Source organism: Neisseria sp. LACPHL-SPEC-2024-00856 (genome assembly GCF_047915665.1).
In the GTDB taxonomy this organism is placed as follows: domain Bacteria; phylum Pseudomonadota; class Gammaproteobacteria; order Burkholderiales; family Neisseriaceae; genus Neisseria; species Neisseria polysaccharea.
The window spans coordinates 1-24,427 of sequence record NZ_JBLRPR010000002.1; the positions used below are offsets into that span (position 1 = coordinate 1).

Annotated in this window: 25 protein-coding genes, 2 pseudogenes and 1 CRISPR repeat array; of the genes and pseudogenes, 16 read left to right on the top strand and 11 right to left on the bottom strand. The window is 52.0% G+C overall.

From position 1 onward, the window contains the following. From rsmA to ACNAU7_RS02195, 12 genes and pseudogenes are all read left to right on the top strand, one after another. Nucleotides 1-595 (top strand): 16S rRNA (adenine(1518)-N(6)/adenine(1519)-N(6))-dimethyltransferase RsmA (rsmA, locus tag ACNAU7_RS02140; RefSeq protein WP_416300275.1); only part of this gene is annotated, 595 nt, incomplete at its 5' end. Continuing rightward, a pseudogene (locus tag ACNAU7_RS02145) lies at nucleotides 570-815 on the top strand (GTP pyrophosphokinase); the annotation flags it as partial. The gene rsmA and the pseudogene ACNAU7_RS02145, both read left to right, overlap by 26 nt. Nucleotides 816-925: 110 nt before the next feature. Then, on the top strand, nucleotides 926-1,381 hold the full coding sequence (locus ACNAU7_RS02150) for a hypothetical protein (protein WP_118791900.1): 456 nt from the start codon (nucleotides 926-928) through the stop codon (nucleotides 1,379-1,381). A 41-nt stretch (nucleotides 1,382-1,422) separates the two neighbouring features. Further along, entirely contained in the window at nucleotides 1,423-2,151 is a 729-nt protein-coding gene (locus ACNAU7_RS02155) for an amino acid ABC transporter ATP-binding protein (protein WP_416300277.1), read from the top strand. A 72-nt stretch (nucleotides 2,152-2,223) separates the two neighbouring features. Beyond that, a complete protein-coding gene (locus ACNAU7_RS02160; RefSeq protein WP_416300789.1) occupies nucleotides 2,224-2,583 on the top strand; it encodes a hypothetical protein in 360 nt (119 codons plus the stop codon). 4 nt (nucleotides 2,584-2,587) lie between these two features. Continuing rightward, entirely contained in the window at nucleotides 2,588-3,028 is a 441-nt protein-coding gene (locus ACNAU7_RS02165; RefSeq protein ID WP_416300279.1) for a protein YgfX, read from the top strand. A gap of 30 nt (nucleotides 3,029-3,058) precedes the next feature. After that, nucleotides 3,059-4,333, top strand: coding sequence for a bifunctional tetrahydrofolate synthase/dihydrofolate synthase (folC, locus tag ACNAU7_RS02170; protein WP_416300281.1), 1,275 nt, complete (start codon nucleotides 3,059-3,061; stop codon nucleotides 4,331-4,333). A gap of 13 nt (nucleotides 4,334-4,346) precedes the next feature. Next, nucleotides 4,347-5,390 (top strand): cell division protein FtsN, encoded by a 1,044-nt coding sequence (gene ftsN, locus ACNAU7_RS02175; RefSeq protein WP_416300283.1) that lies wholly within the window; start codon nucleotides 4,347-4,349, stop codon nucleotides 5,388-5,390. After that, on the top strand, nucleotides 5,383-5,880 hold the full coding sequence (locus tag ACNAU7_RS02180) for a CvpA family protein (protein WP_308018219.1): 498 nt from the start codon (nucleotides 5,383-5,385) through the stop codon (nucleotides 5,878-5,880). Before ftsN ends, ACNAU7_RS02180 begins: the two co-directional genes overlap by 8 nt. A 208-nt stretch (nucleotides 5,881-6,088) precedes the next feature. Then, the gene (gene purF, locus ACNAU7_RS02185) at nucleotides 6,089-7,633 is read left to right on the top strand and encodes an amidophosphoribosyltransferase (protein ID WP_416300285.1); all 1,545 of its coding nucleotides are present in this window, start codon (nucleotides 6,089-6,091) and stop codon (nucleotides 7,631-7,633) included. Between the two features lie 99 nt (nucleotides 7,634-7,732). Further along, complete coding sequence (gene greB, locus ACNAU7_RS02190; RefSeq protein ID WP_002236813.1) at nucleotides 7,733-8,224, top strand: transcription elongation factor GreB; 492 nt, start codon at nucleotides 7,733-7,735, stop codon at nucleotides 8,222-8,224. Between the two features lie 58 nt (nucleotides 8,225-8,282). Continuing rightward, a complete protein-coding gene (locus tag ACNAU7_RS02195; protein ID WP_416300289.1) occupies nucleotides 8,283-8,909 on the top strand; it encodes a phosphoribosylanthranilate isomerase in 627 nt (208 codons plus the stop codon). 418 nt (nucleotides 8,910-9,327) lie between these two features. Here the strand turns inward: ACNAU7_RS02195 and ACNAU7_RS02200 are convergent, their stop codons facing one another. The 4 genes from ACNAU7_RS02200 to cas1c form a co-directional block, all read right to left on the bottom strand. Beyond that, nucleotides 9,328-12,165 carry a lactoferrin/transferrin family TonB-dependent receptor gene (locus ACNAU7_RS02200; RefSeq protein WP_416300291.1) on the bottom strand — a complete coding sequence of 946 codons (2,838 nt, stop codon included), beginning with the start codon at nucleotides 12,163-12,165 and terminating at the stop codon, nucleotides 9,328-9,330. Continuing rightward, on the bottom strand, nucleotides 12,162-14,351 hold the full coding sequence (locus ACNAU7_RS02205) for a transferrin-binding protein-like solute binding protein (protein ID WP_416300293.1): 2,190 nt from the start codon (nucleotides 14,349-14,351) through the stop codon (nucleotides 12,162-12,164). Before ACNAU7_RS02205 ends, ACNAU7_RS02200 begins: the two co-directional genes overlap by 4 nt. A 221-nt stretch (nucleotides 14,352-14,572) precedes the next feature. Continuing rightward, nucleotides 14,573-15,802: a CRISPR direct-repeat array (repeat unit 32 nt; unit sequence GTTTCAACACACAGCCGCCTAGAGGCGGCTGA). Nucleotides 15,803-15,991: 189 nt separating this feature from the next. Beyond that, on the bottom strand, nucleotides 15,992-16,285 hold the full coding sequence (cas2, locus tag ACNAU7_RS02210) for a CRISPR-associated endonuclease Cas2 (RefSeq protein ID WP_416300791.1): 294 nt from the start codon (nucleotides 16,283-16,285) through the stop codon (nucleotides 15,992-15,994). A gap of 54 nt (nucleotides 16,286-16,339) precedes the next feature. Next, a complete protein-coding gene (gene cas1c, locus ACNAU7_RS02215; RefSeq protein WP_416300295.1) occupies nucleotides 16,340-17,353 on the bottom strand; it encodes a type I-C CRISPR-associated endonuclease Cas1c in 1,014 nt (337 codons plus the stop codon). 489 nt (nucleotides 17,354-17,842) lie between these two features. Here cas1c and ACNAU7_RS02220 point away from each other — a divergent pair. Further along, a pseudogene (locus ACNAU7_RS02220) lies at nucleotides 17,843-18,216 on the top strand (putative heme utilization radical SAM enzyme HutW); the annotation flags it as partial. Between the two features lie 97 nt (nucleotides 18,217-18,313). Here ACNAU7_RS02220 and ACNAU7_RS02225 read toward each other — a convergent pair. The 3 genes from ACNAU7_RS02225 to rnc form a co-directional block, all read right to left on the bottom strand. Then, complete coding sequence (locus ACNAU7_RS02225) at nucleotides 18,314-18,463, bottom strand: hypothetical protein (RefSeq protein WP_159071421.1); 150 nt, start codon at nucleotides 18,461-18,463, stop codon at nucleotides 18,314-18,316. Between the two features lie 116 nt (nucleotides 18,464-18,579). After that, on the bottom strand, nucleotides 18,580-19,503 hold the full coding sequence (gene era, locus ACNAU7_RS02230) for a GTPase Era (protein ID WP_025462050.1): 924 nt from the start codon (nucleotides 19,501-19,503) through the stop codon (nucleotides 18,580-18,582). Nucleotides 19,504-19,549: 46 nt separating this feature from the next. Beyond that, nucleotides 19,550-20,269 (bottom strand): ribonuclease III, encoded by a 720-nt coding sequence (gene rnc, locus ACNAU7_RS02235; protein ID WP_118812017.1) that lies wholly within the window; start codon nucleotides 20,267-20,269, stop codon nucleotides 19,550-19,552. 166 nt (nucleotides 20,270-20,435) lie between these two features. Between rnc and ACNAU7_RS02240 the strand changes: the two genes are divergently transcribed. The 3 genes from ACNAU7_RS02240 (at nucleotide 20,436) to nusB (ending at nucleotide 21,786) form a co-directional block, all read left to right on the top strand. Continuing rightward, nucleotides 20,436-20,759 carry a DUF2185 domain-containing protein gene (locus ACNAU7_RS02240; protein ID WP_002238889.1) on the top strand — a complete coding sequence of 108 codons (324 nt, stop codon included), beginning with the start codon at nucleotides 20,436-20,438 and terminating at the stop codon, nucleotides 20,757-20,759. Between the two features lie 47 nt (nucleotides 20,760-20,806). After that, nucleotides 20,807-21,283, top strand: a complete 477-nt coding sequence (gene ribH / locus ACNAU7_RS02245; protein ID WP_003714718.1) for a 6,7-dimethyl-8-ribityllumazine synthase — start codon at nucleotides 20,807-20,809, stop codon at nucleotides 21,281-21,283. A 77-nt stretch (nucleotides 21,284-21,360) separates the two neighbouring features. Next, complete coding sequence (nusB, locus tag ACNAU7_RS02250; RefSeq protein ID WP_002229182.1) at nucleotides 21,361-21,786, top strand: transcription antitermination factor NusB; 426 nt, start codon at nucleotides 21,361-21,363, stop codon at nucleotides 21,784-21,786. Between the two features lie 169 nt (nucleotides 21,787-21,955). Here the strand turns inward: nusB and ACNAU7_RS02255 are convergent, their stop codons facing one another. Genes ACNAU7_RS02255 through ACNAU7_RS02270 form a run of 4 tightly spaced genes read right to left on the bottom strand, consistent with a single transcriptional unit; the run spans nucleotide 21,956 to nucleotide 24,376 of the window. After that, nucleotides 21,956-22,432 (bottom strand): hypothetical protein, encoded by a 477-nt coding sequence (locus ACNAU7_RS02255; RefSeq protein ID WP_416300310.1) that lies wholly within the window; start codon nucleotides 22,430-22,432, stop codon nucleotides 21,956-21,958. 18 nt (nucleotides 22,433-22,450) lie between these two features. Continuing rightward, entirely contained in the window at nucleotides 22,451-23,485 is a 1,035-nt protein-coding gene (pyrC, locus tag ACNAU7_RS02260; RefSeq protein ID WP_416300312.1) for a dihydroorotase, read from the bottom strand. A 60-nt stretch (nucleotides 23,486-23,545) separates the two neighbouring features. Beyond that, nucleotides 23,546-24,151 (bottom strand): NMCC_0638 family (lipo)protein, encoded by a 606-nt coding sequence (locus ACNAU7_RS02265; protein WP_416300314.1) that lies wholly within the window; start codon nucleotides 24,149-24,151, stop codon nucleotides 23,546-23,548. Then, nucleotides 24,152-24,376 carry a sulfurtransferase TusA family protein gene (locus ACNAU7_RS02270; RefSeq protein WP_250313731.1) on the bottom strand — a complete coding sequence of 75 codons (225 nt, stop codon included), beginning with the start codon at nucleotides 24,374-24,376 and terminating at the stop codon, nucleotides 24,152-24,154. Nucleotides 24,377-24,427 lie beyond the last annotated feature (51 nt).

The window sequence follows — 24,427 nt, forward strand, 5'->3', positions numbered from 1 at the left end:
CGACCGCGACATCGTATGCCGTCTGAAAACGCTGCCGTTTGCGGATAAGCTGGTGATTCACGAAGGCGATGTGTTGCAGTTTGATTTCAACAGTATCGCAGGCAAAAAGAAAATCGTCGGCAACCTGCCGTACAACATTTCCACGCCGCTTTTGTTCAAGCTGGCGGAGGTGGCGGACGATGTCGTCGATATGCACTTTATGCTGCAAAAAGAAGTGGTCGAGCGTATGGTTGCCGCGCCGAAAAGCAACGACTACGGGCGTTTGGGCGTGATGCTGCAATATTTTTTCGATATGGAGCTGCTGATTGACGTACCGCCTGAATCGTTCGACCCCGCACCGAAAGTCGATTCCGCCGTCGTCCGCATGATTCCGGTGAAACACCGCATCGGCAAGGCGGACGATTTCGAGCATTTCGCTAAACTAGTGAAACTCGCCTTCCACCAACGCCGCAAAACCATACGCAACAATCTGAAAGAGCTTGCAGGCGACGATGATTTGCAGGCAGTCGGCATCAATCCGCAAGACCGCGCCGAACATATCGCGCCGGAAAAATACGTGGCGTTGAGCAATTATTTGGCAGGCAAGGCCGTCTGAAACAGTTATCGGAATTTTGAAAAAACTTGACGGCTGGAAAACAGAATACGGCTTGAAAAACCGGTATTTGCGCGATGCGGGCGGCTATATCGGCATACACATTTATTTCAAAAACAGCAGCAATTTCTACTATCCGTGGGAATTACAGGTTTGGGATGAAAAAGATGCCAAAGCCAATATTGAAAACCATATGGCGTACAAACGGAATTTCGTGCGTTGAATTGCCGGCAAGCCGCCTTGAAACCGTTTATAACCGTTTATAAGAAAATAAACCATAAAATACACAACCGTACCCCTGACTTTTCCTTTAACCGCCCGAGTGAACAAACCATGAAATACACAGCCGCACTCCTGACTTTTCTTTTAACTGCCTGCATGAACCCGAACGATGCGTTTTTCCAAAACCGGCGTTATCAAATGCTAGAGGCACAATTGAACGGTTCAAATGCCATTTTCCATTACGGTTATTCCCAAAATCCCGATCATGATTTATTGGTCGACCAAGTCCGCGTGCCGGACGCGTACAGGGCTTCATTTGAGCGTGATTGGATAGCGAAGGAGCAAGGCTACCGCAAAAACGATTGCGTACTGGAAAAAGCGGAAAGCGGGGGTGTGACGTACTACACCTGCGATGCGGAAAAAGGATTCAACGGCACACGTTTCGTCATCTATGTCGTGAATATGAAAAACGACAAAGGCTACGTCAAAGTTTACCGGAGCATGAATAAGCCGAATCAAGAAGAGTTAACCAAATTGGTTGCCGATTTGAATAAGTTTTACCCTTAATCAGTCAGACGGATTCAAACTGCCTGAAAAGAATGGACACTATGATCAAATTCAAAAACGTACACAAACATTTCAAAGACCTGCACGTCATCAACGGCGTGAACTTGGAAATCAAAAAAGGCGAAGTGGTCGTCGTCTGCGGACCTTCGGACAGCGGCAAATCCACACTCATCCGCACCGTCAACCAGCTCGAAAGCATTGAAAGCGGCGAGATTTGGGTGGACGGTGTCAACGTTGCCGACCCCAAAACAGATTTGAACAAAATCCGCGAAGAAGTCGGCTTCGTATTCCAAGGCTTCAACCTCTACCCCCACCTGACCGTATTGGAAAACATTACCCTCGCACCGATGAAGGTTAAGGGGCAAAATGCGGAACAGGCGGAGAAAAAGGCAATGGAGCTTTTGGAACGCGTCGGACTGGCACACAAAAAAGACGCCTTCCCTTCCCAACTTTCCGGCGGCCAGCAGCAACGCGTGGCGATTGCGCGCGGGTTGGCGATGGAACCGCGCGTGATGTTGTTTGACGAACCGACCTCCGCACTCGACCCCGAAATGGTCGGCGAAGTATTAAAAGTCATGAAAGACTTGGCAGAAAGCGGCATGACCATGATGTGCGTAACCCACGAAATGGGTTTTGCCCGCGAAGTTGCCGACCGCGTGATTTTCGTCGATAAAGGGCAAATCCTCGAAGACGAAACGCCGGAAGCATTTTTTACCAACCCGAAACACGAACGCGCCAAGCAGTTCCTGCAACAGGTCATGACCCACTGATGCTATGCCGTCTGAAAACCGAACGTTCAGACGGCATAGCCCGACACCGCAAGATGATTGAGAAAGAAAACCATGTATTTTGTTGACCGCACCGCCGTCGTCCTCAAGCCGACCTCACGCTTTTTGGAATGGCTCAAATCTGCTGATGAAAACATGCCCGATCTGACCATAGAGCAGCTTCGCGCCAACTGTTCCGTCTTCCTCGTTCCGCAGTTCGACGAACCGGAAGCCGTCGTTTCCTACTTCGACGAACGCTACCGCCAGATTTTTGAAGCGGAGCTGGCAGGTTGGGACATCGATAAAGACAAATGGCCGCAAGACATGAGCCTGAAAGCGTTTTGGGAATTTTTCGATACCGAAATCCACGATATGGTGTTGGATATGGAAGAAGCGGATTTGAACATCACGCCCGTGTTCGACAACATGATGTAAGGCTATGCGCGCCTTTCAGACGGCATTGAGGCCGTCCCGCATCCTGAACATCCTGACTGTATCGCTCCACGCCGCCTCCCTTGCCGTCTGCCTGACTTGGTTTTACGGCCGAATGATGTGGTTCGGTTTGGCGGCTTTGGTGGCAAGTTACGCATACTCGCTCAGGATAACGAACCTGAAACACTGCCATGCCGTAACCTCCGTCATTATCGACCGCGACGGACAAGCGGAAATCGTATCCGGCAAAGACAAAACAGCGGCAACACTTGCGAGCGGCAGTATGGTTACGCCTTATGCCTTATTCTTACAATGGGACACAGGCGGCACAACCGTCAGCCAATGCATCATACCCGACATGACGGACAAAGAATCCTACCGCAAGCTGAAAGTCTGGGTGCTTTGGCGGCAGCCGAAAAAAACCGCCGAAACCGATACGCCAAACTGATTTCAGACGGCATTTGAAAACGAAACACTCATGAAAACACTACAAGACTGGCTCTCGCATTTGGAAACCGCCCACAGCGGCGGCTTGATCGACATGGGTTTGGAGCGCGTAGGCGAAGTGAAAAAGCGCATGAACCTGACACCGCAATGCCCCGTCGTCGTTGTCGCGGGAACAAACGGCAAAGGTTCGGTCTGCGCCTACCTGACACAGATTTACAAACAGGCAGGCTTCAAAGTCGGTACGCTGACCAGCCCGCATTTATTGCGTTACAACGAACGCATCGCCGTCAACGCTGAGCCGGTTTCGGACGACACAATCACCGCTTCCTTCGAACGCATCGAAACCGCGCGCGGTGAAATACCACTAACTTATTTTGAATTCAATGCCTTGGCGGCTGTCGACATCTTCATACGCGAACAGGTTGACGTGATGATATTGGAAGTCGGCTTGGGCGGACGCTTGGACGCGGTCAACGTGTTCGACGGCGATTGCGCGGTGGTTACCAGCGTGGATTTGGACCATCAGGCGTTTTTGGGCGATACGGTCGAGCAGGTCGGCTTTGAAAAGGCAGGCGTGTTCCGCAGCGGCAAACCCGCAATCTGCGGTCAAAACCCCGCACCCGAATCGTTGGTCGCACACACCGAAGCCATAGGCGCGAAACTGCTGATGGTGCAGCGCGATTTCGATTTCTCCTCATTGGAAAACATCCAATGGAACTACCGCTTCCGGCCGCAGCATTCAGACAGCCCCGCTCGCAACCGCAATTCCCTGCCCTTCCCCGCATTACGCGGCGCATACCAACTTTCCAATGCCGCCTGCGCGCTGACCGTATTGGAATGCTTGAACGACAAATTGCCGGTGGACATCGGTGCCATCAAGCGCGGTTTGTTACTGGTTGAAAATCCCGGACGCTTCCAAGTCCTGCCCGGCCGGCCGCTGACCGTGTTGGATGTCGGACACAATCCCCACGCCGCCCGCGCCCTGCGCCGCAGCCTGATTAATTTGGCGTTTGCGCAAAAACGCACCGCCGTGTTCAGCATGTTGTCCGACAAAGACATAGACGGCGTGTTGGAAACCGTTAAAGACCAGTTTGACGAATGGTATATCGCGCCTTTGGACGTGCCGCGCGGCATGACGCTCGAGAGCCTGCAAAACAAACTGCACGAACACAGCATCGAAAACATACAGACATTTGCCACCGTCCGCGAAGCATACCGGGCGGCAGCCTCAAAAGCGGGCGAAAACGATAGAATCGTCGTTTTCGGCTCATTTCATACCGTCGCCGACGTAATGTCGGTACTGTGAAAAGGAAACTTCTATGTCCGAAAACAAACAAAATGAAGTCCTGACCGGTTACGAACAGCTCAAACGGCGCAACCGCCGCCGCCTCGTAACGGCAAGCTGCCTGGTTGCCGCCTCCTGCATCCTGCTGGCAGCCGCACTCAGTTCCGGTCCTGCCGAAAATGATCCTGCCGAACAGACTGCCGGCGAAACAAGCAGCGTAGAAAACAAAGCGGCAGGTGCGGCACAAACCCCTGCCTTGAAATCCGCCGCCGAAAACGGGGAAACCGCCGCCGACAAACCGCAGGACTTGGCAGGCGAAGACAAGCCTTCTGTCGCCGACAGCGAAATCAGCGAGCCTGAAAACGTAGGCGCGCCGCTGGTGCTGATTAACGACCGCCTCGAAGACAGCAACATCAAAGGTTTGGAAGCATCCGAGAAACTGCAACAGGCAGAAACTGCCCAAACCGCACCGAAGCAGGCAAAACAACGCGCTGCCGAAAAAGTGCCAGCAACTGCCGACAGTACGGATACGGTAGCGGTTGAAAAACCGAAACGCACTGCCGAAACAAAACCGCAAAAAGCGGAACGCACTGCCGAAGCCAAGCCCAAAGCCAAAGAAACCAAAACCGCCGAAAAAGTTGCCGACAAACCGAAAACTGCCGCCGAAAAAACCAAACCGGATACGGCAAAATCCGACAGCGCGGTAAAAGAAGCGAAAAAAGCCGACAAGGCTGAAGGCAAAAAAACAGCCGAAAAAGACCATTCGGACGGCAAAAAACACGAAACGGCACAAAAAACCGACAAAGCGGACAAGACCAAAACCGCCGAAAAAGAAAAATCCGAAAAATCCGGTAAAAAAGCCGCCATTCAGGCAGGTTATGCCGAAAAAGAACGCGCCTTGAGCCTCCAGCGCAAAATGAAGGCGGCGGGTATCGATTCGACCATTACCGAAATCATGACCGACAACGGCAAAGTTTACCGCGTCAAATCAAGCAACTATAAAAACGCAAGGGATGCCGAGCGCGATTTGAACAAATTGCGCGTACACGGCATCGCCGGTCAGGTAACGAATGAATAACCTCCCCGTTGCCGACATACTCATCTTCGCCATCATCGCCGCCTGCATCGTCATTTCCACGATGCGCGGCGTGATTGCGGAGGCAGGTTCGATGGCGGCATGGGTGGTTTCCTTCTTTTTCGCCAAACTCTTTGCCGTCTCCTTCGCCGACCTCGCCTTTGCCTCGTTCCAACCCCGCCTGTTTGCATTGGCTCTGTCGTTCATTTCCCTGTTCGTCATTGCCTGTCTGATCCAGAAAATGCTCCGTTCGCTGCTGACCGGCGCAGTTTCGGCGGTCGGTTTGGGCTTTGCCAACCGCATTTTGGGCGGCGTATTCGGTGCATTGAAAGGCGTTTTGATTGTTACCCTGCTGATCATGCTTGCTTCAAAAACCGACCTGCCCGATACCGAAGAATGGCGGCAATCTTACACACTGCCGTTTTTCGTATCGCTTTCCGAAGCCGTGTTGAACCATAGCGGCGGCACGGCGGAAACTCCGGAAGACGATTGATTGCCCTGCTGGCGTTTCAGACGGCATTCTCTTTTATGCCGTCTGAAATGTTTTTTTCCTTTCCTCAGCCATATCACAGATTAAATCTTATCCTCCATAAAACCACCTATCTGTCCTTCGCTCAAATATTGTCAACAATTCAGGCAAAAAACCGCCGTTTGCTTTATAATTCCGTTTTACCCTTAAACCTCGAATCGGAGAAGACGATATGTGCGGCGTATTAGGTTTGGTCAGTCATGAACCCGTGAACCAGCTTCTGTACGACGGTTTGCAGATGTTGCAGCACAGGGGGCAGGATGCGGCGGGCATTGCAACGGCGGAAGGCGGTACCTTCCATATGCACAAAGGCAAAGGCATGGTGCGCGAAGTGTTCCGCACACGCAATATGCGCGATTTGACCGGCAACGCCGGCATCGCCCACGTCCGTTATCCCACGGCGGGCAACGCGGGCAGCAGCGCGGAGGCGCAGCCTTTCTACGTCAGCTCGCCGTTCGGCATCGTTTTGGCGCACAACGGCAACCTCACCAATACCGCCGAACTGTATGAAAACGTGTGCAACAAACACCTGCGCCACGTCAACACCAGCTCCGATTCCGAAGTCTTGCTCAACGTCTTCGCGCACGAATTGCGCCGCGAAGTCTCCAAAAACGCCGATCCGCACCGGCTCAATATCGACAATATTTTCAACGCTGTTGCCGAAGTCCACCGTCTGGTGCGCGGCGCATACGGCGTGGTTGCCATGATTGCGGGCTACGGTATGCTTGCCTTCCGCGATCCTTACGGCATCCGACCGCTGGCATTGGGTTCGCAAACCGACGAAGCAGGTAGGAAATCCTATGCCGTCGCCTCCGAATCCGTTGCCTTCAACGCGCTTGCCTACGATTTGGAACGCGACATCCGGCCGGGCGAAGCGGTATTTGTCGGCTTTGACGGCACAATCATCGCCCGACAATGCAGCGACCGCGCCAAACTCAGCCCCTGCCTTTTTGAATATGTTTATTTTGCCCGCCCCGACTCCGTAATCGACGGCGTATCGGTTTACCAATCGCGCTTGGATATGGGCGTGTCCTTGGCGGAAAAAATCAAACGCGAGCTGCCCGTGGACGACATCGACGTCGTGATGCCCATCCCCGATACCAGCCGCCCCAGCGCGATGGAACTTGCCGTCCACCTTAACAAACCCTACCGCGAGGGTTTGATTAAAAACCGCTATATCGGCCGCACCTTTATTATGCCCGGTCAGGCGACGCGCAAAAAATCCGTGCGCCAAAAACTCAGCCCGATGGAAACCGAATTTGCAGGCAAAAGCGTGTTGCTGGTGGACGACTCCATCGTGCGCGGGACGACCAGCCGCGAAATCGTCGAAATGGTACGCGCGGCGGGCGGGCGCAAAGTCTATATCGCCTCCGCCGCGCCCGAAGTGCGCTATCCCAACGTGTACGGCATCGATATGCCCACGCGCGAAGAGTTGATTGCCAACGGGCGCAGCGCGGCGGAAATCGCCGCCGAAATCAGCGCGGACGGCATCGTGTTTCAAGACTTGGGCGATTTGGAAGCCGTCGTCAAAGCACTCAACCCGAAAATCGAATCCTTCGATTCGTCCTGTTTCAACGGCATTTATCAGACCGGCGACATCGATGATGCCTACCTCGACCGCCTGTCTGCCGAGAAATCCGGCTGCGGCGGTCTGAAAATCCACCCGAGCAGGATGGAACACAGCATCAGCATCAGCGATGCGGGCGACGAAGAATAAGGCTTCCCAAACCGCGATGCCGTCTGAAATCCGAACGCCGGGTTTTCAGACGGCATTTCCCATATCGGCATCACATTTCCCGTTTCATCCGCACACAATATGAGTACCGAAACCAAAAACTACATTACGCCCGCCGGATGGCAGGCATTGAAAGACGAGCTTTATCAACTGGTTAATAAAGAACGCCCCGAAATCGTCCAAATCGTCAACTGGGCGGCAGGCAACGGCGACCGCAGCGAAAACGGCGACTATCTTTACGGCAAACGCCGTATGCGCGAAATCGACCGCCGCATCCGTTTCCTGACCAAGCGTTTGGAAGCTGCCGTCGTCGTCGATCCCGAATTGCGCGAAGCGACCGACCAAGTGTTTTTCGGCGCGACGGTCGGACTGTTGCGCGGTGACGGGCGCGAGCAAACCGTCAAAATCGTCGGCATCGATGAAATCGATACCGCGCAAAACAAAATTTCTTGGATTTCGCCACTGGCTCGTTGTCTGATTAAAGCGCGCGAAGGCGACGAGGTGGTTTTGAACACGCCGGAAGGGCGTGAGGAAATTGAAATCCTTTCTGTCGAATACATCAAAATCGACTGATCGGGAATGCCGTCTGAAACGGCAAAAGCGCGCCGTTTCCCAAATAAAGGAATACCGAATGAGGAAAATCCGCACCAAAATCTGCGGCATCACCACACCAGAAGACGCAGCGGCCGCCGCAGCGGCAGGTGCGGATGCCGTCGGGCTGGTCTTTTTCCAAGGCAGCAGCCGGGCCGTCGATATTGCCCGCGCCAAAAAAATCACCGCCGCACTGCCGCCGTTTGTCAGCATTGTCGCCCTTTTCGTCAACGAAAGCGCGCAAAGCATCCGCCGCATCCTTGCCGAAGTACCGATACACTTAATCCAATTCCACGGCGACGAAGACGACGCATTCTGCCGTCAGTTCGACCGCCCCTATATCAAAGCCATTCGTGTTCAGACGGCATCAGACATCCGAAACGCCGCCACGCGCTTCCCCAACGCTCAGGCACTGCTGTTCGATGCCTACCATCCTTCGGAATACGGCGGCACCGGACACCGCTTCGACTGGACGCTGTTGGCGGAATATTCGGGCAAACCGTGGGTGCTTGCCGGCGGGCTGACCCCTGAAAACGTCGGCGAAGCCGTCCGCATCACCGGAGCGGAAGCGGTCGATGTATCCGGCGGTGTGGAAGCGTCTAAAGGCAAAAAAGACCCAGCCAAAGTTGCCGCCTTTATCGCAACCGCCAACCGCCTATCCCGTTAAAGCAACAAAAATTGCCGCTGGAATGACTTAATCTCAAAAATTTATGCCATTAAATCAATAATTTCTGATGAATTTTGAAAACTTAATCCCGTCATTCCCGCGCAAGCGGGAATCCAGTTTTTTGAGTTTCAGTCATTCCCGATAAATTGCCTTAGCATTGAATGTCTAGATTCCCGCCTGCGCGGGAATGACGGGATTTTAGATTTCTGTTTTTGATTTTCCGCTTTCACGGGAATGACGGTTTAGAAGTTACCCGAAACCTCAAAAAAAACCTAAACCGAACGGACTAGATTCCCGCCTGCGCGGGAATGACGGCGGAAATCTTGTTTATATTGAATCAAAAAAACCTGCACCTTAATCAGTTGGCGGTTTAGTCCGACTTTTGGGGTGCAGATCAAGCTTTCAGACGGCATTTCCTTTAAAACTTCATTTCGAGCGCGAGGCTGAAGTTTCTGCCCGGTGCGGCATACCTTCCATAATTGCTGTCTTCGCTGCGTCGGTTTGCCGTGCTTTCCGCAGTCTGGCGCAAGGATTCCCAAGTAACGTAGCGGTAGTTGCCGATATTGTAGATAGCCGCCCTCAAGGTCAGCCGTTTTTTCAGATTCAGATAGGCGGAAACGTCTGCCGTTTTCCAAGAAGACGTAACCCTTCCTGCCGAATATCGTTTTTGATCGCCTGCCAGATAAGCAAGCTCATCAGGGTTTTTCCCTTTGGAATAGGTCAGCATAATGTTTGCGCCCCATTTCCCCTCGGGCTGGTCGTATCCGAACCCCAAAACATAACGCGACGGCTGTACCGCATCCAAAGCATAGCTGCGGAGGGACAAGTCCGGCCGGTTGGATACCGATTTCGGTTTGATGCGGTTGTACGCCAAAGTCGTGTACAAACCTTCGGGCAGTTTGCCGTACACACCGTTCCAGTCGATTTTTCCCAATATATTAACGCCTTGAAGCGACATATTTTGGGCATTGTAATAATCGCGTATATCAATCTCTGTCAATCGTCCTGTTGAATCCGGCAATTTAGTTTTTTGATCGGCAACGGCAATCATATCGGTATAGCGGTTGCGGAAGCTGCTGATTTCCAAAAAGCCGAAATCGCCCTTCCACTGCAAACCGATTTCTCGGTTGGCTGCCTTTTCCGATTTCAGGGCGGGACGCTGCCAGCCTTTCGGATAATCGTGATAAATGTCTATCCCGAAAAGTTCTTGGAATGAGGGCGTTCTGAAGCCGCTGGAGGCGCGGTAAGACAAAGAAAAATGCCGGTTCGGTTTGAACACGATGCCACTGTTCCACGAACGGTCAACATACCGCCCGCTGCGGACGAGTTCTTCCGACGTGGTAAAGTTTTGCCGGTCGTACCTGCCGCCCAAGCTGAAATCGAAATATTTGCCGATTGAAAAACGGTCGTTCAAAGAAATGTGGATATTGCTGCCGTTGATTTTTCTTGGCACGCATTTGCGGGAACGCAGGGTTTCGATGTAGCCGCAGACCGACCCTTCGACGACTTCGGGCTTACCCAAACGGTACTTGTCTTTGCCGTCGTCGGTGTACTCCCCCGTGTGTTCCGAAATCCTTGCCGCATTGTGGGAAAGCTGTTCGGGGCGGGAGATCGCTTTGGAAGCATCGTAACCGAAGCCCAAAGTCAGATGGTGTTTCGTCCATTTGTTTTTCAGCGATTTCTCAAACGAGGCATTCAAAACATTATGCTGTTCGCGGTAGTGGAAGCGGTCGCTGCTGTCGTAGGAATACGGTTTGTCCGCCGACGCGCGGCAGGATTTGTCCACAGCAGGATACACGGCACAATTCAGCTTCAGCGTGTTGTTGTCGGTTGCCACGCCCTGTTTGTCAAACGACAACACCGCCTTGTCCGCCCAGTTGTCAGAATACGCTTCGTTTTCATAACGGTACAGCAAACCCATACGGCGGCGGCGGTGATGTTCATCAATAAATTTGGTGCGGGAATATTTCAAACCTATGCCCTTGACCAAATTTGTATCGCCCTTCCACTCTTCTATATTCGGCCTAAAATACAAGCCGTCGCGGAAATCGTTGCCGTCGTACACCCCGCTCTTGTCGCTAAACTTTTTCGCCTCGTTCGTACCGTAATACTGTTTTTCCGTCATATCGCGGATGTCGTAACGCTGTTTGGTATCCTCAAACACACCGCCAACATAATGCCTGCCGCCGAAGCGGTAGCCCAGCTTGGCAAGCCACGAACCGCTGCGGTAATCCATCGGATCGGGCAATATCCTGCCGCCGCCTGTGTACGATTGGGCGGACAGGTTTTCGTGGCGCGCCTGCGCCTCCCGCACCATCGCTTCTTCTTCACTGTTTAAAGCCTGACCTTTTGAACGGCGTTCTTCCACCCAGCGGTTGAGCTGGTTTTTCAAATAGTTTCCGTTGCCCGCCAATTTTGCCACAGGCTTGGGTTCACGCTCGCCCTCCGCTAAGAAATATTCCGCCTTTTTATTCGGATTCTGAATATCGTATGTCTGGCGGAACGCGTCCAAACGGTCTATGCCGTATTCCACCCCGTCTGCAATATCGCCGTGCGGGCGCGTTTCCCGCCCTTGGCGTTCGGTTCGGATTAGCAGCCCTTCCCAACCGTCTTTGCTGAACCCCGCGCCGAGCGACTTCATAAATTGGCGGTTTTTACTGCCGTAGGCAGTTTTTGCCTGTATCCCCCAACTTTTGCCGTCTGAAATCAGGTCTGCCGCCTCTTTGGTGCGGAAGGCGACCGCGCCGCCGAGCGCGCCGCTGCCGTGTTCGGACGAACCGGCACCTTTGTCGATTTCCACCGTGCTGATGTTTTCATATTCGATTTCGTTGATTGCACCGCTGCCGCCGCGTCCGCCGTATCCGCTCAACGATCCCTGCACGGTAAACGCCTGTATTTGGGCAACGCCGTCAACCGAAACCGCCACACGGTTTTTATCCACGCCGCGTATCGAGTAGCCGCCGCTCGCGCCGTTGCCCTGTTCGACAACCGCCACGCCCGGATCGTAGCGCGTCAGGTCGCGGATACCGAGTACCTGTTCTTTGTTCAACGTTTCCGACGTTTTGACGATTTTGCCCAAACCGGTCGCCTCTTTCGATCGCCGTCCCACTTTGGCGGCACGGACGGTAACCTCTTTCAGGGATTGGGTCTGCGCGGCATCAGGTGTCGCCCCCCCCGCTTGGGCAGCATAAGCCGGAAAAGCGGTTGCAATGGCCAACGCCGTCAAAGTCAGCGGAAAACCGTGTTTCTTATTCATTTTTCCACCTCTTTATTATCTTTCTTCGCACCGAATACCACGCCGAATTGGTGTTTAACTTCAGGTTCTAACTGTTCGCCAACACCAGCTTCAGCTTCAGCTTCATTTTCAGCTTCATGTTCAGTATCTTCAGTTATATCAAGAGATTTCCCATCATTATTGAAAATAGTACCGCCCAATTCCTCCGCCTGCGGGCCGTAAAAGCCGCCCGTTACAAGAAGATTATTGGCTTTGAAACTTTGAGGATTAGTCGAATCATTTCCCGAAAGATTGATGCCGTTATCCCGAGTGCGCGCTGTCGCGTGGAAACCGTTGCCCTCAATCACGCCGTTTTCAATATGGAAAGCAGCTTCTACACCGTTTTTCTCCGTCAGCGTTCCGGAAATCGATTTCCCGCCGAAATCAACGGTAAATTCTGCTTTTGCCGCTTTATCCGCCTGATTGTCCCATTGAATGGGTTTGCCGATACGCGCTTCCCAAGTGCCGGTATAGTGTGCTTTTCCAGTTTGCGGAATATTCGTTTCCGCCGTGCGGATACCTTTCAGGAAAAGGTCGATGTCCCTGCCTTTAGGAGCTTCCGGAGCGGGCGGGATGCCGTCTGAACCGCCGCTGCCTTCTGCCGGCGATTCTTCTTCGGGTTCTTCAGGTTCTTCAGCTTCGTCTTCTTCGCCGCCTTCGTTTTCTGCGGCTTCGTTTTCTTCGCTGCCTTCGTCTTCTACGGCTTCGTCTTCTTCGCCGTTATCAACGCCTGCACCCTCTTCATCCTCCTCTTTATCTTTCGCCTTTGGTTTACTTGCCGGACGGTCGGTTTTTATCCGTCCGAATTTCACATAGGTCAGAAAATCGCAACAAGCACGGACGGTCATTTTCCTGCCGTCGGCAAGATCGATGGTTTGTTCTTGGTTTACCAAAGGAATTTCACGCCCTTCGACAAGAAGTTTGTCAGGATGACCAAAATCGGGCATAGGGGAAATGGCAAACGTACGGGCTTTTTCATCAGCCGCCTCGTCAACGGAAATTTTTAGAGAATCCAAGATTTTGGTGTGTTTTTCAGACGGCATAGCAGGATTTGTATCTGATGCGTTTGATGCGTCTGTTTTTTGTTTGCCTGCGAATACGCCGAATACGCTGTTGTCGTTACTGATAAACCGTCCGGCAAGCTCTTCCCCCTTATCGCCGAAAAAACCGCCCTCAAGCCGCTGATCGGCATCGGCATGGAAAAACAAATGCTCCTTCTTGGCATGGCTTTTCGCTAAATCAGGATTGACACTGGCACTGCCGGTAAAGCGGTTGCCGTTTAAATCGGCAGTGATGTTGTAAATGGTCAGCGGTTTTTTAGGTTCATCTGGATTATTCTTATTTTGCACATACTGATTTTTAATTAATTGACCTGTCAAAGTTTTCTTATCGAAATCAACCGTATATTCGGCAGGATGCCTTTCTCGGTCATCGGCAGTCGCAGCATAAGAAGTCGCTCCGACATTTTGACCATAATAAGTGAGATAACCCAAATCTTCGCTAGGATCTCCTGCTTTTCCTGTCCGATGACGTATGGCATCGGTCATATATTGCCAGTTGCCGGAATATTGCACCGTTCCCGCGCTCGGTAAAGATTGGGAAGGATGTTCTCCGGAATAATATACAAAACCGTCGTAGCCAAAACGATTAGAAAACTGCTTGTGATTTGAAGTCCACTCAATTTCATCTGTTCCGTTTTTAGTATATACATAACCGACATCCACAAATTTATAACCATATTTTTTATTTTCCTTTTCCGATGTGGTAATGCCTGCCGTAGGATTTCGTTGATGAATTTTATCTTCAAGCTGCTGACGTTGATCTTTTTTGGAACCGTATAAAAACAGAACATCACCTTCTTTAAACGACAGCTTTTCTTCTGCTTGTTTGCTATTTGGAAAATCATTGCCATCCTTATCAGAAGTTGCGATATTCCGCCTCAACAGCCGCATTGCCGCACCGACGGCGGGCTGGTTGACCGGCGTGATTTCTATAGAAGGTTTGGCAGGGGGCGGAGTAGGAACGTCCTCAGGTTTGGAAGGTTTGGAATCTGACGGGGTTTGCGCGGTCGGCGTTGGTTTGGCAACAGGCTGCACGCCGAAATTGCCGCCACAAGCTGCCAGCATCAACGGCAGCAAGGCAATGCCTCCATAATTCAGTTTACACATCCCTACTTTTTCTCTATTTGATTAATAATAATTATCATTATATTAATATGTGCAGATAATATCAACCCGTTTTTAACAAAGACATTCCCGATTGAAACAAAATGCCGTCTGAAACCTGTTCAGACGGCATTTTTGTGCAGACCCGGCAAGATTTTAAGCTGCCGTGGGAATTTAGATTGTCCTTTACCCTACTCGCGCAGGAAACGGATGTCGTCCGCGCCGTTTCAACACACAGCCGCCTAGAGGCGGCTGAAGCTATCGGCGCATGACATGTACGAATGGATAAAGTTTCAACACACAGCCGCCTAGAGGCGGCTGATTCAATCTGACGCTATTTCATTTGTTGATTTAGGGTTTCAACACACAGCCGCCTAGAGGCGGCTGATAACGACTACATGGCAACAAAAGAATTTAGTGAAGTTTCAACACACAGCCGCCTAGAGGCGGCTGAGTGGAATCGCTTCGTTCGGGGGTTGTAGGTGCAGGAGTTTCAACACACAGCCGCCTAGAGGCGGCTGAGTAAAAAACGGCTTGCCGTTTAACCCATACAAAGTTTCAACACACAGCCGCCTAGAGGCGGCTGAAAGTTTTAAAGGCGAAGATAAAAGAGCAGACGGAGTTTCAACACACAGCCGCCTAGAGGCGGCTGACGAAGCAACAGGCACATATTACGAAGCATTAGCCGTTTCAACACACAGCCGCCTAGAGGCGGCTGATCCATCAGCTTATTCATGCGATACAACAGATACATAGTTTCAACACACAGCCGCCTAGAGGCGGCTGATCATTTTTCCCGAACTGGACAAAGCCAAACTGTTTGTTTCAACACACAGCCGCCTAGAGGCGGCTGAGCATATTTCTGTTAATTTTACCGATGGTTTTTTGTTTCAACACACAGCCGCCTAGAGGCGGCTGAATCACCGATAATTCAGGAATTTCATTTTGACGATGTTTCAACACACAGCCGCCTAGAGGCGGCTGAGTATCTGTTGTAAAAGTGCAAATAGGCTAAAAATGTTTCAACACACAGCCGCCTAGAGGCGGCTGAGCGAATCATGGTAGTCAATGCGCCTATGGTTTCGGTTTCAACACACAGCCGCCTAGAGGCGGCTGATGTCGGCGGCGTATCGGCATTTTCGGTATAGCCCGTTTCAACACACAGCCGCCTAGAGGCGGCTGATTGGTGGCAGATTACCGCCATACCCGGCAGGTCGTGGTTTCAACACACAGCCGCCTAGAGGCGGCTGAATTTGCGGTTCTTGCTTCATTTGTTTCTTTCTGTCGTTTCAACACACAGCCGCCTAGAGGCGGCTGACAAAGGCAATTTTGCCGGGCTGGACAAAGCCTTTGACGTTTCAACACACAGCCGCCTAGAGGCGGCTGAGGGACACTTCGGACGGCGTAACCGCCCATCTTTTGGTTTCAACACACAGCCGCCTAGAGGCGGCTGAAGCCTCTTCCGAAAGCCTTACTACACCAGGCTTCGCAGCCCCGACTTCGCCAAACTCCCGAAAAAAGCACAAACATGAGTATAGCACAACCTTATCCGCCATACCCACATTTACAATATCCTGATTGTTAAAGAACAATCCAAATTCGCCAACCCTGCCGCATTTTTATGGGAACAATAGGTTGGCGATTCACACAATCAGCGTGTCCTTGAATATGTCGACCGCCGGTTTTGCGCCGTGATGTTCCACTTTGCGCCGCCATTTGCTGCCTAAGTGGTAAAAACGCAGGCTGTCTGTTTCGGGGTTGTAGATTTTTAAAAGTTTGTCTTTTAAAACTACCCATTGGTCGGGTGCGATGTCGCATTCGAACACGGAATACTGCACGCGCACGCCGTAGCCTTGGCACAGTTTCGCTACGCGCCGCAGCCTTGCCTGCCCTTCGGCATTCTCCAGCGAAATATCATAAGTTATCAACATCAGCATTTTCTTATTCCTCCATGCCGTCTGAAGCCGGTTGCGTTCAGACGGCATACCCGGCTACCTCATCAAAAACGGCGGATATGCCGCCAAATCTCCGCGCAGATGCCGCGCCAAAAGCATAGCTTGAATATAAGGCAGCAAACCGATTTCCACTTCTTCGCCCAAAAACGGATGGGTGATTTTTTCCTGCTTTTTCGCCTGCAAAGACTGGAACAAAAGTTTGCGCGCATCGGCTTTTAAGCTCACTGCCCCGCTTGCCCCGACGACAAAATCCTGCGGCTTGATTTGCCCACGGTTAATCAGCGACAGTACCAGCCTGTCCGCCCACCACGCGCGGAACTCTTCCAAAATATCCTGTGCAAGGCTGTCGCGCCCGGGTCGGTCGGCGTGCAGAAAACCCACCTGCGGGTCCAGCCCCACGCCTTGCAACGCACCGCTGATGTCCTTGCCCAAAATACTGTATAGGAAAGAAAGCAGCGCATTGACACTGTCTCTTGGCGGGCGACGGTTTCTTCCGTCAAAAGCAAACCCGCTTTCCGCCTTAACCAACTGTCCGAACACGCCGAAATAACGCGCCGCCGCATCTCCTTCAATCCCGCGTATCAAATCCAAACTGTCTGCCCGTTTCAACTGCTGCAAAGAGAAATTCAGCGCGGCAACCGCCGTCTGAATGTCCGCATTGTCGCCGTGGTTGCGAATCTGCCGCTGAAGCACCCGTTTGCCTGCCTGAATCTTCGCCGCGATGATATTGCGCGCAATCGGCACGGGATTTTGTTCCGACATCCGATACTGCGCCCGACGCAGCAGCACATTGCCGCTTTGCCGCCCCTGCAACCGCCCCAAGAAACGTCCGTTTTCGGTAAAAAACGCCAGATTCACATTATTCTCGCCGCAAAATCCCAGCAAAAACGGCGACACCAGCACGTTGCCGAAACAGAAAATATGCCCGATGGAATGCACCGGAAATTGCGCCACCTTCTTACGTTCCTGCTCCACCACCAGCGTTTCCCGCTCCTTATGCAGATAGCTGCCTTGCGTGGTGATATACAGCGTGTTTTGCAGTTTGCGCATAAGGTACTCCTTCATTTTTATTGCATTTTTGAACAGGCGGTTTGGGACGGGTGAAATCTACCGGTGCAATGTCGAAAGCACCGACAACTGATAATATTTTATTGGAACCGATAAGGAAAGCACCTTCAAACTGCATTTTAAGAAAATCTAAAGGACAACAAAATCCCATTATAGGCAAAACATCTTTCAGAAGACTGATTATAATCAGGCCTGATTGTTTTTATTAACAAGACATCAAAATACGGAACATATAGGAAGTGCGATTTGCCTTATTCCTGTCCTTGTATGAACAGAAATAACGGCGGCTTTGTATTTCCTATTCCGGATTGGCCACCCGATTGACGGCCGTATCCGCCCCCTATCCCGTCAAACGTAATGTTTATTATAAAACAAAATTTTCATTTAATTAATATGAATCAAAGTAATCTACTATATTTATTCAAAAATGAAATATATTTTTATTTAATTGAAATAAATATAAATAGAGGGATGAAGCTGAGCGTCAGCCAAGCCGTACCGGATGCTTTTCCCGAACGCAGGGTGTTGATGCCGATATGGGGCGGATTGCCCGCCGTCCGTGTGTTGGCAGCAGCTTTGGCGGGAACAGGCGGAAACGGTTTTACTGGAAGCTGCTTCAGCTTATCCGCATATTCCGTTTTGCGCCAACCACTGCATATTCTGCGGCTTCTGCCGCAATGCTTGGAAAGGCGGCTACAGCCGGGTTTGCACCGACAAAATCATTGCGGAGCCGGAACAGGAAGCCGAAATCCGTCAAGGAAGCGGCAAAATCCGTGCCGTCTATTTCAGCGGCGGTAGCTTTGCCGACCGGAGATTGGGTGCGCCTGATACGCGCGTGTTACCGCCGCCGCTTTGATTGCCGACCGGAACACGCCGTCAAAACAGATATTTTCCGTAACCGGCCGAACCTGTCCCAATACGCAAATGCCGTCTGAACATACTTCAGACGGCATTTGCCAATATTTTTTCCGCAGCTTCTATGCCCTCTTTCGAGGACAAGGCGGGATAATGTGCGCCGCTCGGGGCCTGCATGCCGTCTGAAGCGGTGTAGGCGGCATTGTTGCCGTTGTACCCGAAACCTTCCGCCGGCAAAACATCACGTCAGCTATTTTGAAAGCGACTGGCGCAACGTCATCCTTTGAACTGCCAAACAAAATGCCGTCTGAAACCTGTTCGGACGGCATTTGCGTAAAGTTCAGCAAGAAAAACTACAAACCCAGTTCCCGCAGGAAGCGGATGTCGTCCGCCCAACCGGATTTGACTTTGACCCATACCTTCAAAAACACTTTGGTATCAAACAGTTTTTCCATATCCAACCGCGCTTCGGTGGAAATTTTCTTCAAACGCTCCCCGCCTTTGCCGATTAAAATCGCCTTTTGGCTTTCCTTATCGACCAAAACGGCGATATAGATGCGGTTCAAACCGTCTTCCTCTTCAAACTGTTCCACCTCGACGTTCATCGCATAAGGCAATTCCTCGCCCAAATAGCGGAAGAGTTTTTCACGCACGATTTCCATCGCTAAAAAACGCGCCGATTTGTCCGTAACCATATCTTCGGGATACATCGGCACGCTTTCGGGCAGATACGGCTTAATCAGCTCCAACAGGTTGGCAATCCGCAATCCGTGTTTCGCGCTGACCGCCTCCGCTGCCGCAAATTCAAATTCGGCGCGCACTTGGGCAACAAACGCCTCCAGCGCGTAACGGTCTTTCGCCTTGTCCTTATCGATTTTGTTGACCACCAAAACCACAGGCGTGTGCTTGGGCAGTTGTTTCAACACGACGCGGTCGGCATCGGTAAAGCGCATCGCCTCCACGACGAAAACCACGGCATCCACACCGCCGAGTGCCTCGGTAACATTTTGATTCAGCCTGTCGTTGAGCGCGTTGCGGTGGTCGGTTTGAAAGCCCGGCGTATCGACAAACACGAACTGCGCGGTATCGTCGGTATAAATCCCCGTTACGCGGTTGCGCGTCGTCTGCGCCTTTTTGCTGGTAATACTGATTTTCTGACCGATCAGATGATTCATCAGCGTTGATTTGCCGACATTCGGACGGCCGACAATCGCTACGAAGCCGCAACGGTATCCGTCGGCGGCACGTTCCCCTGCAAGGAAGGTTTCAATATCCATATTCGCTTTCATATCCACATTTCAGACGGCATATTCACGCGCCGCCTCATTTCTTTTTCTTCTTCAGCGGCAGTTTCTCTTCCAGCCATTTCAAAGCCTCTTTCGCCGCTTCCTGTTCCGCCGCCTTGCGGCTCGTCCCTTTGGCACGGCACACGAAACCCAGTTCGCCCAAATCGCAGGAAACCACAAACATACTGTCGTTGGCATGGCCGATTTGCTCTTCGATACGGTATTTCGGCAAGGCGAAACGGCGCGCCTGCAACGCCTCCTGCAAAGCAGTTTTGCCGTCTTTTGCCTGATTTTGGAAATCGGCACGTTTGACACGCTCCGAGAAAAGATGGCGCACCACCTTTTCCGCCGTGTTGAAATCGGCATCGAAGCTGACGGCGGCAAACATCGCCTCCATCGCGTCCGCCAGTATCGAAGGCCGTCTGAAGCCGCCGCTCTTCAACTCGCCCGCCCCCAAGTACAGGCCGTCGCCGACATTCATTTCCGCCGCCATTTCCGCCAGCACGCCCTCATTGACCAGACTTGCCCTCAACCGCGACAACTCGCCCTCGGTCAACTTCGGAAACGCGTCAAACAGCATCCGTGCCACCGTATAATTCAAAATCGAATCGCCGACAAACTCAAACCGCTCGTTGTGTTTCGTATGGCAGCTTCTGTGCGTCAAAGCCTGCCGCAAAAGCGAAATATCGCGGAACGCGTAGCCCAGTTTCTTCTGTATCGCCGCGTGTGCCTGCTGTTTCAAAACATCGTCTTTCATTACCGTCTTCCGCAAAAAACAGCCCGAATGCGTTTCCATACTCCAAAAATACAGAAACACCTTAAGGCTGCAAACGGCGCACATTGTACCACCAAACCGCCGCCGTCTGCCGACAACGCAAGAATCGTGGTAAAATCCGCAAGTTTCCCCCCAACATATTCCCGCAATGAACGCATTTGCACAAGCACTTTCCTCGGCACTCGACCGCTGTATCGCCACCAACACCGTCGCCAAACAAAACCGGCCCGTCGGCTTCCTCTACCGCGAAGCCCCCGTTTTTGAAAACGACAGCGGCTGGCGTTTCTTCAGCGGCGACGAGACCGACGAATACACCGACGACCCCGACAACTTCAGCATCGTCAGCCTCGCCGACATCACCAAAACCAACCCTGAAACCGCCGCACTGCTTTCCCAACCCGAAGGCAGCGCGTGGGAATTGGCAGAAGACGGCACATTCCAAACCGTCGCCGACTGGCAACCGCAAGACTGAAACCTTCAGACGGCATTCCGAAACCTCCGAATACCAAAGGACCCCCAATGAACACCATCGCCCCCAACCTTGACGGAAAACACCTCCGTATCGGCATCGTACAGGCACGCTTCACCAACGAAATCGGCAGCGAAATGCTCAAAGTCTGCTGCCGCACCCTCCAAGAATTGGGCGTGGCAGACGAAAACATTACCGTCGCCACCGTACCCGGCGCGCTTGAAATCCCCATCGCGCTGATGAACTTTGCCTCTTCCGAAAAATTTGACGCACTGATTGCCATCGGTGTCGTCATCCGTGGCGAAACCTACCATTTCGAGCTGGTTTCCAACGAATCTGGAGCAGGGATCGGCCGCGTCGCACTCGACTACAACATCCCGATTGCCAATGCCGTCCTGACCACCGAAAACGACGCACAGGCAATCGAACGGATTGAAGAGAAAGCCTCAGATGCCGCCAAAGTCGCTGTCGAATGCGCCAACCTCGTCAACCTTCTGCTCGAAGAACAGTTTGAAGACGAAGAATAACAAACAGGGCGTACACCAATACGCCCTTTCCGTTTCAGACGGCATACCGTGCCGCCCAACCGTTTCAAGGAAAAATCATGAAAACAGCCCGCCGCCGTTCCCGCGAGCTTGCCGTACAAGCCGTTTACCAATCCCTTATCAACCGCACCGCCGCGCCCGAGATTGCTAAAAATATCCGCGAAATGCCCGACTTTGCCAAGGCAGACGAAGAATTGTTCAACAAACTTTTCTTCGGCACGCAAACCAATGCGGCAGAGTACATCCGACAAATCCGCCCGCTGCTCGACAGGGACGAAAAAGACCTCAACCCCATCGAACGCGCCGTCCTGCTGACCGCCTGCCACGAGCTGTCCGCTATGCCCGAGACACCCTACCCCGTCATCATCAACGAAGCCATCGAAGTTACCAAAACCTTCGGCGGTACGGACGGACACAAATTCGTTAACGGCATCCTCGACAAACTCGCCGCCCAAATCCGCCCCGACGAGCCCAAACGCCGTTGATACTCGGAAAATCCGAATCGGAAAATACACAAATGCCGTCTGAAAAACCTTTCAGACGGCATTTTGTTTGACCGTTCGATCAATGTTGGCCGGTTTGGTTTTTGACGGCATCGACCACTTTGCCGACGCCATCGGCCAGTTGGTAGGCTTGGGCACCGGCGTCATCTGATTATTTTGAAATTGCCATTTCAATGACTTGCTCAACATAGTTGTTTTCCAAATCAATTACGTCTCCTTTTTTTTGTTTTGATATTTTTAATTCGTCATACGCGTAAAAAATAGCAATTTTTTTCCCTTCACAAAATAAATGTCTGTCGGATTTATTCATCATATACATACTTTCATTCCTTACGATGCCTTTACCATCTATAAAACTAAAACTATTCGGTATGTTTCTTCTTTCCATTCCTGCCTCATATATTGACGATATTACTCCGGAAACGCTTCTGGTGATAATCTGTCCGGAATCAATATTACTCCACCATTCCTCTGATGCAAATAAGCCTTTGTCTTTTTTGATGCCAAAGATACTTTCGTCATTTAATGATAATAATCTTGTCTTTTCAATAAATTCTTTTTCTCTTTTCATGACTTTTTTAAAATCATAGATTAAATACATATCATCATCTAAATTTAAATAGCTCATTTTATATCTCCAATTTTTTCAAAACTGCACCGTCCAGCCGATTTCGCCGCCCGCGCGCATCGGGACAAGTTCGCCATCGCCGTAGGGAACACTTGCGGGGACGGTTTGGCTTTGTTTGACAAGGGTGATCGTGTCGGTATTTTCAGGAATGCCGTAAAACCTTGCGCCGTTTTTCGAGGCGAAGGCTTCGAGTTTGTCCAACGCGCCTGCTTTTTCAAACACTTCGGCGTAAAGCTCGATGGCGGTCATCGCGCTGAACATACCGGCGCAGCCGCAGGCGTTTTCTTTGGCGGATTTAGCGTGCGGCGCGGAATCTGTGCCGAGGAAGAATTTGTGCGCCTTCTCGCCGGTAACGGCGGCGACCAAAGCCTGACGGTGGGTTTCGCGTTTGAGTACGGGCAGGCAGAAATGATGGGGGCGCACGCCGCCGACCAAGAGGTCGTTGCGGTTGAGCAAGAGGTGTTGCGGGGTAACGGAGGCGGCAACGTTGTCGCCTGCTTCCAAAACCAGGCGTGCGGCTTCGGCGGTGGTGATGTGTTCAAACACGACTTTGAGATTCGGCACTTGCGCCAAAACGGGTTTCATCACGCGCTCGATAAAGGCGGCCTCACGGTCGAAGATGTCGATTTCGGGGTCGGTTACTTCGCCGTGAACGAGGAACAGGATGTCCTGTTTTGCCATTTCTTCCAACACGGGGATGAGCTTGAATAGGTCGGTTACGCCGGAATCGGAATTGGTCGTCGCGCCGGCGGGGTAGAGTTTGAAGGCGACGATGCCGGCGGCTTTGGCTTCGCGCACCAGCTCGGGCGTGGCTTGGTCGGTCAGGTAAAGCGTCATCAACGGCTCAAACGCGCTGCCTTCGGGCAACGCCGCCATAATGCGCGCTTTGTAGGCAAGCGCGTCGGCTACGCTGACGACGGGCGGTTTGAGGTTGGGCATAATGACGGCGCGCCCCATTTGACGGGCGGTATAAGGCACAACGGCTTTGAGCGCGTCGCCGTCGCGCAGGTGCAGGTGCATATCGTCGGGGCGGATAATGGTCAGGGTTTGCATGGTTGTTCCTTTTTAGATTTTTGGTTTCCAGACGGCATGCCGACTTTATGCCGTCTGAAGTCAGGGGAGAATTAGGGGTTTCCCGTTGTGGGAACGGTGCGTTAGGTTCAAAACTGCCTGTACGGGTAAATCCGGGGAATCGGCGGTTTGTGCGGTCAATACGGTTTCTTCAGGGCTGCCCGTTTCTCGCCAGGCATAGCTGACTTGGCGGATTTCAAACGGTGCCTGCACTGACTGTTCCGCCCTCAATTCTATATTGGCATTTTTCGGCGGCTGTCGGACAAGTCCGTCAAAATGTTCCAAAAGCACGGCACTGTCTGCCCGCTCGGCTTTCACACTGCAACTGTCGCGCGTCAGGCTCAAATAATAAATGCCGCCATCGCGTTCAAGCGTCCACAACGCCTGTACATCGGGTTCTGCAACAGTGGGCGGCAGATGGGACAGGTCTTCCTTTCCGACAGGGACAAAATGTCCGACAGCGGCAAACTTGGAAACCGATTCAAAACTGCCTTGAGTCAGGACGCAGGCATTCCGGAACAAATCGACGGCAATGTGCGCAAAGCTTTGTCGATCCTCGTCGGAAGGTTGATTTTTGGCACTGCATGCAGCAAAAATAAAAGTTACAAACAACACAATCGGGCGAATTATCTGCATTTCAGACGGCATTTATTTGTGTTGGACGACCAACCTGAATACGCCGTCCTGCTCCGAAGCATCCAGCAGCACATGACCGGTTTGGCGGCAAAAAGCCTCAAAGTCCCCCGGTGCGCCGCTGTCGGTTGCCAGAACGGTCAACACGTCACCCTGCTGCATTTGCGCCAAAGCCTTTTTGGCACGCAAAATAGGCAAAGGGCATTTCAGCCCGATAACGTCCAAAGTTTCGCTGTTCATCGTTTGTACCGTTTAAAAAATGGGAATCGGGGGGAGATTATACCCCAGTTG

What these genes read in the sequence shown, in the direction of transcription:
- ACNAU7_RS02270 (WP_250313731.1), bottom strand. Translation starts at nt 24,376, where the DNA reads ATGAACAGCGAAACTTTGGACGTTATCGGGCTGAAATGCCCTTTGCCT.
- ACNAU7_RS02160 (WP_416300789.1), top strand. Translation starts at nt 2,224, where the DNA reads ATGTATTTTGTTGACCGCACCGCCGTCGTCCTCAAGCCGACCTCACGC.
- ACNAU7_RS02165 (WP_416300279.1), top strand. Translation starts at nt 2,588, where the DNA reads ATGCGCGCCTTTCAGACGGCATTGAGGCCGTCCCGCATCCTGAACATC.
- pyrC (WP_416300312.1), bottom strand. Translation starts at nt 23,485, where the DNA reads ATGCAAACCCTGACCATTATCCGCCCCGACGATATGCACCTGCACCTG.
- ACNAU7_RS02155 (WP_416300277.1), top strand. Translation starts at nt 1,423, where the DNA reads ATGATCAAATTCAAAAACGTACACAAACATTTCAAAGACCTGCACGTC.
- cas2 (WP_416300791.1), bottom strand. Translation starts at nt 16,285, where the DNA reads ATGCTGATGTTGATAACTTATGATATTTCGCTGGAGAATGCCGAAGGG.
- cas1c (WP_416300295.1), bottom strand. Translation starts at nt 17,353, where the DNA reads ATGCGCAAACTGCAAAACACGCTGTATATCACCACGCAAGGCAGCTAT.
- ACNAU7_RS02180 (WP_308018219.1), top strand. Translation starts at nt 5,383, where the DNA reads ATGAATAACCTCCCCGTTGCCGACATACTCATCTTCGCCATCATCGCC.
- ACNAU7_RS02200 (WP_416300291.1), bottom strand. Translation starts at nt 12,165, where the DNA reads ATGAATAAGAAACACGGTTTTCCGCTGACTTTGACGGCGTTGGCCATT.
- ACNAU7_RS02265 (WP_416300314.1), bottom strand. Translation starts at nt 24,151, where the DNA reads ATGCCGTCTGAAATGCAGATAATTCGCCCGATTGTGTTGTTTGTAACT.
- ACNAU7_RS02255 (WP_416300310.1), bottom strand. Translation starts at nt 22,432, where the DNA reads ATGAGCTATTTAAATTTAGATGATGATATGTATTTAATCTATGATTTT.
- ribH (WP_003714718.1), top strand. Translation starts at nt 20,807, where the DNA reads ATGAACACCATCGCCCCCAACCTTGACGGAAAACACCTCCGTATCGGC.
- ACNAU7_RS02240 (WP_002238889.1), top strand. Translation starts at nt 20,436, where the DNA reads ATGAACGCATTTGCACAAGCACTTTCCTCGGCACTCGACCGCTGTATC.
- era (WP_025462050.1), bottom strand. Translation starts at nt 19,503, where the DNA reads ATGGATATTGAAACCTTCCTTGCAGGGGAACGTGCCGCCGACGGATAC.
- folC (WP_416300281.1), top strand. Translation starts at nt 3,059, where the DNA reads ATGAAAACACTACAAGACTGGCTCTCGCATTTGGAAACCGCCCACAGC.
- rnc (WP_118812017.1), bottom strand. Translation starts at nt 20,269, where the DNA reads ATGAAAGACGATGTTTTGAAACAGCAGGCACACGCGGCGATACAGAAG.
- ftsN (WP_416300283.1), top strand. Translation starts at nt 4,347, where the DNA reads ATGTCCGAAAACAAACAAAATGAAGTCCTGACCGGTTACGAACAGCTC.
- ACNAU7_RS02150 (WP_118791900.1), top strand. Translation starts at nt 926, where the DNA reads ATGAAATACACAGCCGCACTCCTGACTTTTCTTTTAACTGCCTGCATG.
- purF (WP_416300285.1), top strand. Translation starts at nt 6,089, where the DNA reads ATGTGCGGCGTATTAGGTTTGGTCAGTCATGAACCCGTGAACCAGCTT.
- nusB (WP_002229182.1), top strand. Translation starts at nt 21,361, where the DNA reads ATGAAAACAGCCCGCCGCCGTTCCCGCGAGCTTGCCGTACAAGCCGTT.
- ACNAU7_RS02205 (WP_416300293.1), bottom strand. Translation starts at nt 14,351, where the DNA reads ATGTGTAAACTGAATTATGGAGGCATTGCCTTGCTGCCGTTGATGCTG.
- ACNAU7_RS02195 (WP_416300289.1), top strand. Translation starts at nt 8,283, where the DNA reads ATGAGGAAAATCCGCACCAAAATCTGCGGCATCACCACACCAGAAGAC.
- greB (WP_002236813.1), top strand. Translation starts at nt 7,733, where the DNA reads ATGAGTACCGAAACCAAAAACTACATTACGCCCGCCGGATGGCAGGCA.